Genomic DNA, 14,137 nt, shown 5'->3' on the forward strand with positions numbered 1-14,137 from the left:
CGGAAGCGCTCTTGATCATGAGCTTAGCCCCTCCGGCGCACCCGCCCTCAGATCCCCAGGCGAAGCGGGCCGAGCCGGGTGGCGACCAGGTTGGTGGCGCCGCGGTCGCGTTCGATGTGGCCGTGGACCAGCAGGCCGGCGCGGTCGAGGGCGGTGCGGCGCTGGGACTCCCAGACCGGGCGGCTGCAGATCACGTTGATCAGGCCGGTCTCGTCCTCCAGGCTGAGGAAGAGCACCCCGCCGGCCGTCGGCGGGCGCTGGCGGTGCGTCACCAGCCCGCCGACCACCACGGCGGTGCCGGGCGCCACGTCCGGAAGCTGGGCGGCGGTCAGTGCGCCGCCGCGTTCGAGGTGGGCGCGCAGGTGCTGGACGGGGTGGCTGGTGGCGGAGGCGCCGGTGGCCCAGAGGTCGGCGATGGTCTCCTCGACCGGGGTCATCTCCGGCAGCGGCGGCGCCTCGGTGCCGGGGGTGGTGCCGGGGATCAGCGCCGCCGAGACGCCCGCGAACGCCCCGGCCGCCCAGAGCGCCTGACGCCGGCCCAGCCCGAAGCAGCCGAACGCACCCGCCGTGGCGAGCGCCTCCAGCACCGGCGCGGACAGGCCCGTCCGGCGGGCGAAGTCCTCCAGGTCCGCGTACGGCTGTCCGGCCGCGATCGCCTCGGCCTGCGGGGCGCCGATGCCGCGGACGGTGTCCAGGCCGAGCCGGATGGCCGGCTGCGGCTTGCCCGCGGTGAGCGGCGGCTTGGGCGTCGGCCCCCGGTACGGTTCCAGGGTGGGCCGCGGCCCGCTGGCGTTGACGTCCACGCCGCGGACCCGGACGCCGTGCCGCCGGGCGTCCGCGATCAGGCTGAGCGGCGAGTAGAAGCCCATCGGCTGGTTGGCCAGCAGGGCACAGGTGAAGGCCGCGGGGTAGTGGTACTTGAGCCAGGCACTCGCGTACACCAGGTAGGCGAAGCTGATCGCATGGCTCTCCGGGAAGCCGTAGTTGGAGAAGGCCTCGATCTTGGTGTAGACGTCCTCGGCGGTCTCCTCGGGGATGCCGCGCGCGGCCATGCCGCTCAGCAGCCGCTCGCGCAGGCGGGCGACGCGTTCGTGCGAGCGCTTGGAACCCATCGCCTGGCGCAGTCGGTCGGCCTCGGCGGGGCTGAACCCCGCGCAGTCGATGGCCAGTTGCATCATCTGTTCCTGGAACAGCGGTACCCCGAGGGTCTTTCCGAGCGCGTTCTCCATCAACGGGTGCGGGCAGCCGGCCGGTTCGAGCCCGGCGCGGCGCCGCAGGTACGGGTGGACGGACCCGCCCTGGATCGGCCCCGGGCGGATCAGCGCGACCTCGACCACCAGGTCGTAGAAGTGGTCCGGCTTGAGCCGCGGCAGGGTGGCCATCTGGGCGCGCGACTCGACCTGGAAGACGCCGACCGTGTCGGCCCGTCGCAGCATCGTGTAGACGCCCGGGTCGTCGTCCGGGACGGTGGCCAGGGTGTGCCGCACGCCGTGGTGTTCGGCGATCAGGTCGCAGGTGTCGTGCAGCGCGGCGAGCATGCCGAGGCCGAGCAGGTCGATCTTGACCAGCCCGGCGCCGGCCGTGGAGTCCTTGTCCCACTGCAGCACGGACCGGCCCGGCATCCGGGCCCACTCGGTCGGGCAGATCTCGCCGATCGGCTCCTTGGTGAGCACCATGCCGCCCGAGTGGATGCCCAGGTGGCGGGGCAGGCCGTGGAGCTGTCCGGCCAGGGCGAGCACGTCGGCGGGGATGACGGCGTCCGCGCCGGGCGGCGAGCGGAAGTCGCTCTGCCGGCTGAACGCGTCCACCTGCCCCTGCGGGTAGCCGAGCACCCGGGCGGCGTCGCGCAGCGCCAGCCGGGGCCGGTAGGTGATCACGTTGGCGACCTGGGCGGCGTGCTCGCGCCCGTAGCGGCGGTAGACGTACTGGATGACCTCCTCGCGGCGGCGGTTCTCGATGTCCAGGTCGATGTCGGGCGGCCCGTCGCGGGCGGTGGAGAGGAAGCGTTCGAAGAGGAGCTTGTAGTGGATCGGGTCGACGGCGGTGATCCCGAGCGCGTAGCAGACCGCCGAGTTGGCCGCCGACCCCCGGCCCTGGCACCAGATGTCCTCACGGCGGCAGAAGTCGACGATGTCGTGGACGATCAGGAAGTAGCCGGCCAGCCTCAGGTCCTCGATGACGTCCAGCTCCTTGGCGAGCTGCCGGCGGGCGGGCCCGTTGCCGGGGCCGAAGCGGACCGGGCCGCCCCGGGCGACCAGCTCGCGCAGATGGCTGATCTCGGTGTGCCCGGGCGGGACGGGGAAGCCGGGCAGCTCCGGGTCGAGCCTGGTGAAGTCGAAGGCGCAGGCCCGGGCCAGGTCGACGGTGGCCTCCCGGACCCCCGGGAAGCGCGCCAGCCGGGCGGCCATCTCCCGGCCCGAGCGCAGGTGCGCGGTGCCGGCCGCCTGCGTCCAGCCCGCCGCGTCCTGCAGGGTGCGGCGCTCGTGCAGGGCGGCGAGGCTCTGTGCCAGCCGGCCCTGGGCCGGGCCGGCGTGGTGGGCGTTGGTGGAGGCGACGGTGGGCAGGCCCAGCTTGGTGGCGAGCGCGGCCAGGGCATCGTTGCGCAGGTCGTCGCCGGGCAGCCACTGGTCGATCAGCTCGACGTACACGTTGTCACGGCCGAACGCCTCGGTGAGGGTGCGCAGCCGGTGCTCGGCGTCCCGGCCGGTGCCGAGTGTGTCGCGGCTTGCGCCGAGTGTGTCCCGGCCGGTGCCGGGTGTGTCACGGCTTGCGTCGAGTGCGGCCGGGACCCGGCCGAGGCGGCAGCCGGTGAGCACCGCCCAGTGGCCGCCGTGCGCGTCGGCCAGCGCCGCGGCGTCGTACGCCGGGCGGCCCTTGGCCCCGCCCGCCAGCTGGGCGGCGCTGATCGCCGCGGAGAGGCGGCGGTAGCCGGCCGGGTCGCGGGCCAGGACGAGCAGGTGCTCGGTCCGTCCGTCCTGGCGCAGGGTCAGCTCGGCGCCGAACACCGTGCCGACGCCCGCCTCCCGGGCCGCCTCGGCGAACCGCACCGCGCCGTAGAGGCCGTCGTGGTCGGTGAGCGCGAGCACCTCGACGCCCAGCCGGGCCGCCTCGGCGACCAGTTCCTCGGGGTCGCTGGCGCCGTCGAGGAAGCTGAAGGCGGAGTGCACGTGCAGTTCGGCCCAGGCCGGGGCGCCCGGACCGGCCTGGGCGGTCGGGCCGGCCGGCTCGGCGGGTTGTGCGGGGAGGCGGGCCTCGGTGCGGCGGCGCAGCGGGATGACCGCGCCACCCGCCGGGCCCGGGCTGCCGCCGGCCAGGCGTCGGTGCAGTTCGCTCCAGGGGAGCGTGGGATGGCTGGTGAATCCCATCGGGGGTTGTTGCCTTCGGTCGTGCCTGTTCGGTTTCTCCCCCCGGTGTTCTCCCCTCCGGTGTTCCCTCTCCCCTCAGCGGCCGGCCCGGTCAGTCGTAACCGGCCTCCATGAACCACTCACCGCCCTCCACCGTGAGCAGCAGCGCCCGGCCGTCCGCCACCGTGACCTGGAAGCGCGCCCGGCGGCGGGCCAGCGACTGGTCCCACCAGTACTCGACCGCCGGCCAGGGCCCGGTCCAGCCGTCCACCACCAGCTCCCGCCCCCGCACCGCCACCCGGGCCGGCCGGGCCGACACCCCTGCCCGGCCGTCCACCACCACCGGCCGCCCCTCCGCGTCCAGCACCACGACCGGCACCGGGGTGCGGTGCACCACGGCCGGCCAGACGTCCCGCAGCCGGCCCGGCCACGGCGCGTCGGCCGGCGCCGCCGGGTCGTACGGCTCGCCCCAGGGCACCCGGACCACCTGCTCGCCCGGCCCCCGCCCGCCGGCCGGTTCGATCCGGCGCAGCCCGGCATGCCCGAGCACCGCCTGCACCCGGGCCACCGCGCGCTCCACCCGGTCGTCCGCGACCGCCTGCCCCCAGAGCGCCAGCTGCCGGCCCTGGTCGGGGGAGAGATCGTCGGGGACGAGGCGCAGGGCGGTGAAGCCCGCGTCGTGGTCCGTGTCGAAGCCCGCGTCGTGGCGTGCGTCGTGGTTCGTGTCGTGGCGTGCGTCGTGGTTCGTGTCGTGGCGTGCGTCGTGGTGCGCGTCCGGCTTGTCCCGTACCGCGAAGGTGCCCGTGCCCTGCCAGGCCTGGAGCTGCCAGCGGACGCGCTCGGCCAGCGCCGTCGCCGACAGCCGGCCCTCGTGCCGCCAGAGCCGCGAGACGATCCGCCCGTCGGCGCAGGACACCTCGACCGCGACCCGCTGACAGGTCAGCCCCGCCCCGGCGAGCCGCTGGTGCAGCCGCTCGGCGAGCGTGCGGGCGACGAATACCAACGGCTCGGCGAGCGGCTCCGGCGGGTCGAAGCGCTGCTCGACGGAGAGGTCCGGCCCCTCCGTACGCGGCACCAGCGGGCGCGGCTGCAGGCCCCGGGCCAGCCGGTGGGCGGTCGTGCCGGCCGGGCCGAACCGGTCCGCGACCGACTCGGCGGGCAGAGCGGCGAACGCCCCGACGGTGGGCAGGCCGAGCCGGTCCAGCAGCTCCGCCAGCACCTCGTCGCCGAGCGCGGCCACCGGGTAGGGCGCGAGGAACTCCGCCGTCCGCCCGGCCGGCACCAGCACCCCGGCCCGGGCGGCCAGCACGGCGGCGAACAGGCCATCGGCGACGCCGACCTGGCCGTGAGGGGCGGGCCGGCCGGCCGGCCGGGGCCGGCTGTCGGGGGCAGGACGGTTGTCGGGGGCGGCGGGGGTGGTTCCGGTGGCAGCTTCGACGGGTCGGGCCGGCGGCGGGTACGCGGCCGGGTGGGCGAACCCGCCCCGCGCACCGTCCCGGGCCGCGGGTGCGGCGGCGAACAGCTCGTCCACGGCCGCCGCCCGGCGCCGGGCACCGGCCCGGTCGGCGTCCGTCGGATGCGCCTCCGTACGGCCGGGGCCGGGGACCGGGTGCGCCCGCCCGGCGGGGTCCGCGTCGGCGGGGTGGTCCTGCACCTCCGACCCGCTGCCCCCGATCCCGGCTCCGGCCCTGTTCCTGCTTCCGTCCCTGCTTCCGTCCTCGTCCTCGTCCACCGGCCGGGCCAGGGCAGCCGTCACCGCGCCCTGTACCTTGGCCGCCAACGCCTCCTCGCCGCCGAAGTAGCGGCTCGGCCCCTTCACCGGGATCGCGCACAGGCCCGGGCGCAGCACCTCCACCCGGGGCGTGAACGCCTCCACCGCCGCGACCACCGGTTCGAACCGCCGGGTCTCCGCCTCGGGGTCGCGGTCGCGCAGCTCCAGCGCCGGGCAGAGCCGCTGGGCCAGCTTGAGCCGCTGCCCCTGCCGCACCCCGGCCGCCCGGGCCGTCTCCGAGCACGCCAGGATCCGCCCGCCGGCGACCACCGCCACCGGGGCGTCGCCGCCGTCCTCGCCGCCGTCCGCGGTCCCCATGACGGCCACCACCGGCCAGTCCGGGCACCAGACCACCAGCACCCGCGGCGTCCCGGCCGTCCCGGCCGCTCCGGTCGCCCCGGTCGCTCCGGTCGCTCCGGTGTCGGTCATCTCACACCACCGCCATACGTTCGAGGCCCGCCCCGGCCCCCGACGTCACGTCCTCCCCCGCCCCGACCACCTCGGCGGCCTCCGTCACCGCCCGCACCTCGCCGTGCTCGTCCGGCAGCCAGAGCCGGGCGGTACGCCCGCGCACCGCCGAACCACGCCCCTCGGCCACCACCTCCACCTGCCGCCCGGTGAGCTGCCCGTGCCCGTCGCCCAGCCCGAACCACCGCCCGGACCGCACCCCCAGCCGCAGCCCCGCCCCCGGCCAGGGCCCGGCCACCAGCAGCACGCACCCGCTGCGCCGCAGCACGGCCGCCAGCCGGGCGGCCGGCTTCGGCGCCACCGGCCCGTCCGGGCGCAGCATGATCAGCTCGACCGCCCCGGCCAGCACCGACACCACCTCGGCCCAGTGCGCACCGGGGTCGTCCGCGACCAGGAGCCGCCGCAGGTCCAGCCCGTACCCGGCGGCCGCGGCCAGTCCCAGGTCCGGCAGCCCGACCGCCGCCGCCCACCCGCCGTCCGACTCCCGTACCCCGGCCGCCAGCGCCAGCAGCAGCCCGAGGTCCCCGCCGCCGACCGACACCACCGTCCCCCGCCTCAGCCCGTCCTCCGGCAGCACCGCCCCCAGCGCCGGCAGCACCGGCAGCAGCCCCCGCCGCCCGGCCCCCGCCTCGGCACCGCCCCCGTCAACGAGCGCAGCCGCCGACACCACCGGGCGGAGCGGCTGCCGCTCGGCGGTGGATTCGAAAGCAGGTTCGAAAACGGGCACACCTCAGGATCGAACATTCGTTCGCAAAGATTCAAGTCCGATTCCCCCACCCAAGCGGTCACCCTCCGTGAATGTCCCGTCTTGACGAAGGGTGGTCGATCTCACCGAACCTTGACCGGGGCCGCCGCGAGGCACCGCGCCGCGCAGCGTCACACTGCGATGGTGGACTGGAACAACTTTGCAGAGATCCGAGAAGCCGAGCTCGCCGCGGCCCGCATGCGCGGCCCCGCCCACGTCGTAGACGTTCAATGGCGGCGGCTACGCGAACAAGTGCTTGAGGCCGACTATCCCGAGCTTCTTGCATTCGTAGACGCGGCGGCTCGTGAGCCTCGGCTGCGGCAGCTCTTCCCGTTCACCAGCATGTGGACCCTGTGCTTCAGCTCCCGGACGGACGATCCTTCCGTTGACGAGGCGCCTGCGGTCGCAGCCCAACAAGGTGGCCCATACCGGGTCAAAGCCGGTCGCTGGGGCGAGACCATCGGCGAGGCCGTCACCGCCGACCAGGCCGTCGCGCTTGTTGTCGCGCACCTCCCGGCCCACCTCGGCGCGGACGCCGGCAAAGAGAGCGGTGGTCAACCGGGGCGGATCCCGATGATCTCCGGTCCCGTGACAGACGCGGAGAATCCCTGACACTCCGCCACCGCCGACCCGGCCCCGTACCGGACCGCCCGGCGGCACGAGTTCCGGGGTGTCGGAATGTGTTGTCCGGCGATGGACGTCCGCCGTCCGCTTCAAAGGGCGGCGCCACCGTCATACGACAGTGATCGAGAGCCGCCCGGGGCCGCCGTCACAGTACCTGACACCACCTCACCACCCTGCTTCCCCGGCGCCCTTCCCACCCAGCGGTCCGGGCGCCTCAGGCGGTGAGGGAGCGGGCCACCCGGAAGCCGACGTCGTCGACGCGGTAGGTCGGGTGGCTGCGACGGCGGGCGGAGGCGCGCAGGCTCCAGTGTTCGTCGAACCAGCCGCCGCCCCGCAGGACCCGGTAGCTGCCGTAGACCTCGGCGTCGTAGACGTCCCAGCACCAGTTCCAGACGTTGCCGAGCATGTCGTGGAAGCCCCAAGGGTTGGGCCGCTTGCCGCCCACCTCGTGGATCCGCTCGTCCGAGTTGCCGCGGTACCAGGCGATCTCGTCCAGCGGGCCGTAGTGCGGTCCATCGGTGCCGGCGCGGCAGGCGTGCTCCCACTCGGCCTCGGTCGGCAGCCGGTACCCGTCGGCGGCCCGGTCCCAATCGATGCCCTCGCCGCCGTCCCCGCCGTTCTCGCCGTCCTCGCCGTCGGCGGGGCCGAGACGGTAGGCGGGGGTGAGTCCGTCACGCCGGGACAGGGCGTTGCAGAAGCGGACCGCGTCCCACCAGGAGACGCCCTCCACGGGCAGCCGGTCGCCCCGGGCCGCGCTCGGCCGGTCACCGGTCACCGCCGCGTACAGCGCCTGGGTGACCGGAACCGCAGCGAGCCGGTAGGAGGCGAGCTCCACCGGCCAACTGCGCTGCGTCCGACGGTCGGACAGCGTCACCCGCCCCGCCGGGACGGTGATCATCGGGTCTTCCGCGTTGGTGTCCATAGGCAGGCGATCCTAGGACACCCGCCCTGCGCCGCCGGACCCGCCGACTCCCCGACGCTTCGTCAGACGTCGCGCCGCCGGACCACCAGCAGGGCCAGGGCGAGCGCCACCAGCGGCCAGAGCGCGAGCACCGTCCACGAGCCGGAGACAGTGGCGTAGTCGAAGCCGCTGCCGGGTGGCGGTGACCAGTGCTGCACCAGCCGCTTCCAAGCGGAGCACACCATCAGGTGGTTGACGTCGGCGGACCAGCGGATGGAGGTCGAGAAGAACACCGGCAGCATCAGCAGCACGAAGCCGGTGGTGGCCGTAGCCGCCGCGCCGTGGCGGACCAGGACGCCGATGCCCAGCCCGATCAGCGCACAGACCGGGGCCAGCAGCGCGGACACCACCACGGCCCGCAGCACCCCGGGGTGACCGAACGCGACATCGGCGTGGCGACCGCTCAGAATCGCCTGGGAGACGGTGAACGAGCCGATCGATATCACCGTGCCGACCACGCCCCAGACCGCGACGAGCACCGCCCCCTTGGCCAGCACCACCGAGCCGCGGGCCGGCACCGCCACCGTGGTGGCGCGGATCAGTCCGCTGCCGTACTCGGCGACGACGGTGAGCGCACCGACGGTACCGGCCAGCAGCATCAGCGTCAGGTAGCCGGGCACCGGATAGGCGTCGAACACCAGGAACCCCTCGTTGGGGCGTACCGCCATGTCCGTCCCGCCGAGGTTGGCGGACTCCGCGATCGACGCCGCCGCAGAGGAACCGACCACGAAGAGCGTGGCGAAGGCGAGTAGCCAAGGGGTGGAGCGCAGCGAGCGCAGCTTGATCCACTCGGCGGCGACCAGGTCACCGAAGCGGGCGGGAGGTGCGGCCGCCCGCCCGCCGGGAACGGCGGGGGCGACGGGAACGGCGGAGGTGCGTGCGGTCATCGGGTCCGTCCTGCCTGGTACTCGACGTGGTCGGCGGTCAGTTCCATGAACGCCTCCTCCAAGGAGGCGCTGTGGGTGGTCAGTTCGCTCAGCTCGATCCTGCGCTCGAAGGCGAGCGCACCGATCCGTTCGGCGGGCAGCCCGGTCACGACGAGCCGCTCGGCCCCGGCCGAACCCTCCGGCTCGACCGTCGCGCCGGCCGCCGTCAGCAGCTCGGTCAGCTCGGCGGCCTGCGGCGTGCCGACCACGACGGTCCGCCGGGTGCTGCGGGCCGCGAAGTCGCGCACCGACTCGGCGGCGATCAGCCGGCCCTGGCCGATGACGACGAGCTGGTCGGCGGTCTGCTCCATCTCCGACATCAGGTGGCTGGAGAGGAAGACCGTGCGGCCCTCCGCCGCCAGCCGGCGGAACAGGTGGCGCACCCAGAGCACGCCCTCCGGATCCATGCCGTTGATCGGCTCGTCGAACATCAGCACGGGCGGGTCGCCGAGCAGCGCGGCGGCGATACCGAGCCGCTGCTTCATACCGAGCGAGAACCCGCCGATCCGGCGGCGCGCGGCCTCGGCGAGGCCCACCTCCTCCAGTACCTCGGCCACCCTGCGCGCCGGGAGGCCGTTGCTGCGGGCCAGCGCCGCCAGGTGGGCGGTGGCGGTCCGACCGCCGTGGACGTGCCCCGCGTCCAGCAGGGCGCCGGCGTGCCGCAGGCCCCGGTTGTGGCTGCGGAACGGGACGCCGCCGACGGTGGCGGTGCCGGCGGTGGGCGCGTCCAGGCCGAGGATCAGCCGCAGTGTGGTGGTCTTGCCGGCGCCGTTGGGCCCGAGGAACCCGGTGACCTGCCCGGGCCTGACGGTGAACGACAGCTGGTGGACGGCGGTCCTGCCGCCGTAGGTCTTGGTGAGTTCGTTGACTTCGATCACGGCACCGACTCTTCCGTCCGGGCCCCGTACCCGGCATCGGGCCGGGGGCGGCAATCGCCCGGGCCGGTCCGCCCGGGGGCGTACGCCCGTGGGCCAATGTCCGGCGGACGGCCGGCGGCTAGTCTCGCGCCATGACGAGCGGGACGACGAGCGGGACGACGAGCAGGACGACGAGCAGGCCGGGCAGGCTGAGCGGGACGAGCGGGCTGGGCGAGGCGAGCGGGCTGGGCGAGGCGAGCGGAGCGGGTGGGAAGACCGGAGCGGACGCGGTGACCGGAGCGGATGCGGTGACCGGAGCGGCGCAGGGCCGGCTCGCGGCCTGGGGCGGCGCGGTGCTCTACCCCTTCGTGGTGTTGCTGCTGCTGACCGGCTCACCGCGAGCCGAAGCCGGCCTGCACGCCGTCGGAGGACTGCTCGCCGGCGGCCTGCTCCTCGGGCTGCTGCGCCGCCGCCCGCCGGCGGCCCTGGCACTGGCCCTGTTCGGTGCACTCAGCGTGGTGGTATCGAGCCACGGCCAGGGCTCGATCCGGTTCCTGCCGTTCCTGACGGTGGACCTCGTGCTGGGCCTCGTGGTCGCCACCCGGTCGCGGCGCACCTCGGTCGTCGCCGTCGCGGTGTCGTTCCTGCTGCAATTCTTCGCCGTCGGCCTGTTCACGCACGCGGACAACATGGTGGGCGTCGGCCTGGTCGCCCTCCTGGTGCTGGTCACCTGCTGCACGGTCGGCCTGCTGCTCCGCGAACGCCGCGAGCACACCGTGGCCCTGCGCTCGCAGGAGGTGGCCGAGGCGGTGACCGCCGAACGGCTGCGGATCGCCCGCGAGTTGCACGACATGGTCGCGCACAGCATCGGCATCATCGCCATCCAGGCCGGGGTCGGCAGCCGGGTCATCGAGACACAGCCGGCGGAGGCCCGCGAGGCACTGCGGGCGATCGAGTCCACCAGCCGGGAAACCCTGGCGGGCCTTCGGCGCACGCTGGTGGCGCTCCGTCAGGCCGATCCTGACCCCGGCTCGGCATCCGCACCGCTCGCTCCGACGCCGGGGCTCGCGGACGTCGAACAGCTGGTGGCGGCGACCGCGGACGCGGGGGTCCGGGTCGAGGTGCAGTGGGCCGGCGAGCGGCGGCGGCTGCCGGCCGACCTCGACCTGTCCGCCTACCGTATCGTGCAGGAGGCGGTGACGAACGTGGTCCGCCACGCGGGCACCGGGCACTGCCGGGTGGTCATCGACTACGGGGTGGAGGAGTTGTCCGTGGAGGTGCTGGACGACGGGCGCGGGATGCCGAGTGCGGTGGGATCCGGTTTCGGAATCACCGGCATGCGGGAGCGCGTCAACCTGCTGCACGGCCGGTTCAGTGCCGGACCGCGTCCGGAGGGCGGGTTCCGGGTGGCGGCCTGCCTGCCGCTGCCGGTGCCGGTGCCGGTGTCACAGCCGGCCGGAGCCGGTCGGGCGGGCGCCCGATGAGCATCCGCGTCGTCCTCGTCGACGACCAGCCGCTGGTCCGCTCCGGCCTGCGCGTGATCATGGCCGACCACCCCGACCTGGACGTCGTCGGCGAGGCCGGATCGGGCACCGAGGCGGTCCGGCTGGCCCAAGAGGCCAGCCCCGACGTGGTCGTGATGGACATCCGGATGCCCGGCATGGACGGCATCGAGGCCACCCGCCTGATCACCGCCGCCTCCGGCACCACCCGCGTCCTGGTCCTGACCACCTTCGACGAGGACGAACACGTCTACGGCGCGCTCCGGGCCGGCGCCAGCGGGTTCGTGGTCAAGGACATGGCGGTCGACGACATCCTGGCGGCCATCCGCGTGGTCGCCGCCGGTGACGCCCTGATCGCCCCGGGCGTCACCCGGCGCCTCATCGCCGACTTCCTCGACCGCCCCGGGCCCGTCAGCGTCCCCGCGCCCGCCCGGGCGATCGAGGGCATCACCGAACGCGAGCGGGAGGTCCTCACCCTGGTCGGCCGGGGCCGCTCGAACGCCGAGATCGCCGAAGAGCTGTTCATCTCGGTCCCCACCGCCAAGTCCCACGTGGCCCGGCTGCTCAGCAAACTGGGCGCCCGCGACCGGGTCCAGCTGGTGATCACCGCGTACGAGACGGGACTGGCCAGCCCGACCGGGTGACCACCCCCGGCCGGGAGAGCGAGCCGTCGTACTTCGGCTGGCTGACCACCAGCCTCGGCCTCTACTCCCCCGGCACCCTCTGCCTCAAGACCAACGTCCGCACCCAGCCCGTCGCCCAACGCCCACCGTCGAACTGGAGCCCACCGACCACCCGCTCGCCGTCGAACAGCGCACCGGCATCACTCCGGAGCGGGTCCGCGAGATCGCCGAAACCGTCCTCCACCTGGGAGCATGAGCGGCGCTCCTCGACGGGAATCCGCGGAAAAGTCAGCGGGAGCCACCGACCGCAGCGGCGCAGCGACACCCGGCGGCGACCCGGCCCCGTTCGCCGTCGGGCGTCGTCCGGGACGCGTTGACCCGCACCTGACCTGCCCCTAAGGTCGGCCTGTGCAGCGATACGACTGGCTGAAGACGATTCAGCGCATGGATCCGGAGACCGAGTTCACCGAGATCTACCGGATCAGCAGCTGGTACGAGTTCCCCTGGGACACCACCCAGTCGCTCAGCTTCGCCCTCTACCGCACCTACGCCGTGCCCAGCATCGGCCGGCTGCTCGCGCAGACCGGCGAGTTCACCGGGCGGGCACAGAAGCGGTACGACGACACCGTGCTGATCCTGGAGGCCGTCGTCGAGCACGGCTTCGCCTCCGAGCAGGGGCGCGAGGCGATCCGGCGGATGAACCAGATGCACCGCCGGTACGACATCTCCAACGACGACTTCGTGTACGTGCTCGCCACCTTCGTCGTGGTGCCCAAGCGCTGGCTGGACGACTACGGCTGGCGCCCGTACTCGCCGCACGAGATCCGGGCCACCACCAACTACTACCGGGAACTCGGCCGCCACATGGGCCTGAGCGGCATCCCGGAGACGTACGAGGAGTTCGAGCGGCTGCTCGACGACTACGAGCGCGCCCACTTCGGCTACGACCAGGGCGGCCGCGACGTCTCGGACGCCACGCTCGGGCTGATGGCCTCCTGGTACCCGGCCCCGATGCGGCCCTCCATGCGCACCTCATCCCTCTGCCTCCTGGACGACCCGCTGCGCGAGGCCTTCGGATACCCGGCGCCACCGGCCGCCCTGCGGCGCGCCGTCCGGACCGGCATGTGGCTGCGCGGCCGCTTCGTCCGCCTCCTCCCGCCCCGCCGCAAGCCGCACCTGGCCCGCGACGGCCGCCAGGTGCGCGGCTACCCCGGCGGCTACCGGGTGAGCGAGCTGGGCACCTTCGAGGACGGGCCCGCGACGGCCGGCGGCTGCCCGTTCCCCCATGCCGCCCAGGCCTCGACGGCTCCGACCCCGGTCGCCGAGTCCCCGACGGCCCAGGCCCCGACGACCCAGGCCCCGACGACCGAAAGCTGAACGGCGGAGTGCTGAACGGCGGAGGGCTTCGGGGCTGACGGCCGAGCGTCCTCAGGCCCGGTCCTGCCGTTCCGTGGTGACCGCTGGGGTGGGGCGAGGGCGTCGGTAGGGTACTGGGATGGTGGACGGGCCTCGGCGGCGGATCTGGGTGGAGGTGGCGGCGTGTCTCGCGCCGCTGCTGGCGGCCGGCGTGTGGGCGGTGCTGTTCGTCCCGGCGCTGGAGTTCGAGGAGATGTGCTCGCAGGGGTACTACCGCGGGTACGGGCGACTGCTGGAGACGGGGACGGGCTGGTTCCCCCCGAACGGCTGGTGCCGGTACGAGCGGGGGGCGGTCTCCACGGCGCCGCTCTGGGTGAAGGTGCTGTTCTACGCGTTGGTGGCGCTCGGGGTGTGGGCGGCTGTGAGCCTGTTCCGCGGCCGGCGGCGCGCGACGGCGCGGTGAGGCCGCGGACGGCCGGGTGCGACGGGGCGCGGCCTCACCGGGGAGCCCGTCCGCCTAGTCGCGCACCACGACGGTGTTCTGGTTGGCCGTCAACAGCCAGCGGCCGTTCTCCTTAGCCATGACGTAGAGCGGGCTGCCCTCGTCGCCGATCTGCTCGCCGTCCGCGCCCAGGTAGCGCTGGCGGACCTTCACGGCGGCGACGTCGGGGCGGATGAAGAGGATGTGCACCACCTCGTAGCTGGCGGTGTTCCCGGTGCCCGTGAAGGTGCCGGGGAGTACCTTGCGGGTGAACTCGGCGATCTCGTCGCGGCCGGTGAGGCGCTTGCCGTGGCCGGTGGTCCAGATCGCGTCCTCGCGGAAGAGGCCTATGAACTCCTCGGTGAGTTCGTTCAGTTGGGCGTGCTCGACGGCGGCGACGACCTGCTTGATGGCTTCGACGGCTTCGATCTCGGCAGCGGTGCTCTGGTTCGTGTCCGTGTTCATGGTGACCATGATGG

The 14,137-nt window shown here is 74.3% G+C and carries 12 protein-coding genes and 1 pseudogene; 6 read left to right on the plus strand and 7 right to left on the minus strand.

The genetic code is table 11. The features are described 5' to 3' along the window. Positions 1–47: 47 nt before the first annotated feature. The 3 genes from ACZ6NC_RS17155 to ACZ6NC_RS17165 form a co-directional block, all read right to left on the minus strand. Positions 48–3,365 carry an error-prone DNA polymerase gene (locus tag ACZ6NC_RS17155; RefSeq protein WP_465733461.1) on the minus strand — a complete coding sequence of 1,106 codons (3,318 nt, stop codon included), beginning with the start codon at positions 3,363–3,365 and terminating at the stop codon, positions 48–50. A 91-nt stretch (positions 3,366–3,456) separates the two neighbouring features. Next, complete coding sequence (locus ACZ6NC_RS17160; protein WP_465733463.1) at positions 3,457–5,544, minus strand: DNA polymerase Y family protein; 2,088 nt, start codon at positions 5,542–5,544, stop codon at positions 3,457–3,459. A gap of 1 nt (position 5,545) precedes the next feature. After that, positions 5,546–6,310: a hypothetical protein gene (locus tag ACZ6NC_RS17165; protein ID WP_465733465.1), complete on the minus strand. Its 765-nt coding sequence runs from the start codon at positions 6,308–6,310 to the stop codon at positions 5,546–5,548. A gap of 159 nt (positions 6,311–6,469) precedes the next feature. Here ACZ6NC_RS17165 and ACZ6NC_RS17170 point away from each other — a divergent pair, with 159 nt between their 5' ends. Next, positions 6,470–6,940: a DUF6193 family natural product biosynthesis protein gene (locus ACZ6NC_RS17170; RefSeq protein WP_465733467.1), complete on the plus strand. Its 471-nt coding sequence runs from the start codon at positions 6,470–6,472 to the stop codon at positions 6,938–6,940. 226 nt (positions 6,941–7,166) lie between these two features. On the opposite strand, the gene ACZ6NC_RS17175 is transcribed toward ACZ6NC_RS17170, so the two are convergent. From ACZ6NC_RS17175 to ACZ6NC_RS17185, 3 genes are all read right to left on the minus strand, one after another. Beyond that, positions 7,167–7,874 carry a formylglycine-generating enzyme family protein gene (locus ACZ6NC_RS17175; RefSeq protein WP_465733469.1) on the minus strand — a complete coding sequence of 236 codons (708 nt, stop codon included), beginning with the start codon at positions 7,872–7,874 and terminating at the stop codon, positions 7,167–7,169. 62 nt (positions 7,875–7,936) lie between these two features. Further along, entirely contained in the window at positions 7,937–8,800 is an 864-nt protein-coding gene (locus ACZ6NC_RS17180; RefSeq protein WP_465733471.1) for an ABC transporter permease, read from the minus strand. Next, on the minus strand, positions 8,797–9,717 hold the full coding sequence (locus ACZ6NC_RS17185) for an ATP-binding cassette domain-containing protein (RefSeq protein ID WP_465733473.1): 921 nt from the start codon (positions 9,715–9,717) through the stop codon (positions 8,797–8,799). Before ACZ6NC_RS17185 ends, ACZ6NC_RS17180 begins: the two co-directional genes overlap by 4 nt. 131 nt (positions 9,718–9,848) lie before the next feature. Between ACZ6NC_RS17185 and ACZ6NC_RS17190 the strand changes: the two genes are divergently transcribed. From ACZ6NC_RS17190 to ACZ6NC_RS17210, 5 genes and pseudogenes are all read left to right on the plus strand, one after another. Next, positions 9,849–11,180, plus strand: a complete 1,332-nt coding sequence (locus tag ACZ6NC_RS17190) for a sensor histidine kinase (RefSeq protein WP_465733475.1) — start codon at positions 9,849–9,851, stop codon at positions 11,178–11,180. Then, entirely contained in the window at positions 11,177–11,842 is a 666-nt protein-coding gene (locus ACZ6NC_RS17195) for a response regulator (RefSeq protein WP_465733477.1), read from the plus strand. The genes ACZ6NC_RS17190 and ACZ6NC_RS17195 overlap by 4 nt, the downstream gene beginning before the upstream one ends. Positions 11,843–11,844: 2 nt before the next feature. Next, positions 11,845–12,077: pseudogene (locus ACZ6NC_RS17200) on the plus strand (DUF2199 domain-containing protein); the annotation flags it as partial. Positions 12,078–12,229: 152 nt separating this feature from the next. Next, positions 12,230–13,198, plus strand: a complete 969-nt coding sequence (locus tag ACZ6NC_RS17205; protein ID WP_465733479.1) for an oxygenase MpaB family protein — start codon at positions 12,230–12,232, stop codon at positions 13,196–13,198. Between the two features lie 118 nt (positions 13,199–13,316). Beyond that, a complete protein-coding gene (locus tag ACZ6NC_RS17210) occupies positions 13,317–13,640 on the plus strand; it encodes a hypothetical protein (RefSeq protein ID WP_465733481.1) in 324 nt (107 codons plus the stop codon). Positions 13,641–13,694: 54 nt separating this feature from the next. Here ACZ6NC_RS17210 and ACZ6NC_RS17215 read toward each other — a convergent pair whose 3' ends face one another. After that, positions 13,695–14,132, minus strand: a complete 438-nt coding sequence (locus ACZ6NC_RS17215; RefSeq protein ID WP_465733483.1) for an SgcJ/EcaC family oxidoreductase — start codon at positions 14,130–14,132, stop codon at positions 13,695–13,697. Between the last annotated feature and the right edge of the window lie 5 nt (positions 14,133–14,137).

The organism is Kitasatospora sp. NPDC041988 (assembly GCF_055588525.1).

Coding starts and splice junctions, on each gene's coding strand:
- ACZ6NC_RS17155 (WP_465733461.1), bottom strand. CDS start 3,365: ATGGGATTCACCAGCCATCCCACGCTCCCCTGGAGCGAACTGCACCGA.
- ACZ6NC_RS17160 (WP_465733463.1), bottom strand. CDS start 5,544: ATGACCGACACCGGAGCGACCGGAGCGACCGGGGCGACCGGAGCGGCC.
- ACZ6NC_RS17170 (WP_465733467.1), top strand. CDS start 6,470: ATGGTGGACTGGAACAACTTTGCAGAGATCCGAGAAGCCGAGCTCGCC.
- ACZ6NC_RS17175 (WP_465733469.1), bottom strand. CDS start 7,874: ATGGACACCAACGCGGAAGACCCGATGATCACCGTCCCGGCGGGGCGG.
- ACZ6NC_RS17180 (WP_465733471.1), bottom strand. CDS start 8,800: ATGACCGCACGCACCTCCGCCGTTCCCGTCGCCCCCGCCGTTCCCGGC.
- ACZ6NC_RS17190 (WP_465733475.1), top strand. CDS start 9,849: ATGACGAGCGGGACGACGAGCGGGACGACGAGCAGGACGACGAGCAGG.
- ACZ6NC_RS17195 (WP_465733477.1), top strand. CDS start 11,177: ATGAGCATCCGCGTCGTCCTCGTCGACGACCAGCCGCTGGTCCGCTCC.
- ACZ6NC_RS17210 (WP_465733481.1), top strand. CDS start 13,317: ATGGTGGACGGGCCTCGGCGGCGGATCTGGGTGGAGGTGGCGGCGTGT.
- ACZ6NC_RS17215 (WP_465733483.1), bottom strand. CDS start 14,132: ATGGTCACCATGAACACGGACACGAACCAGAGCACCGCTGCCGAGATC.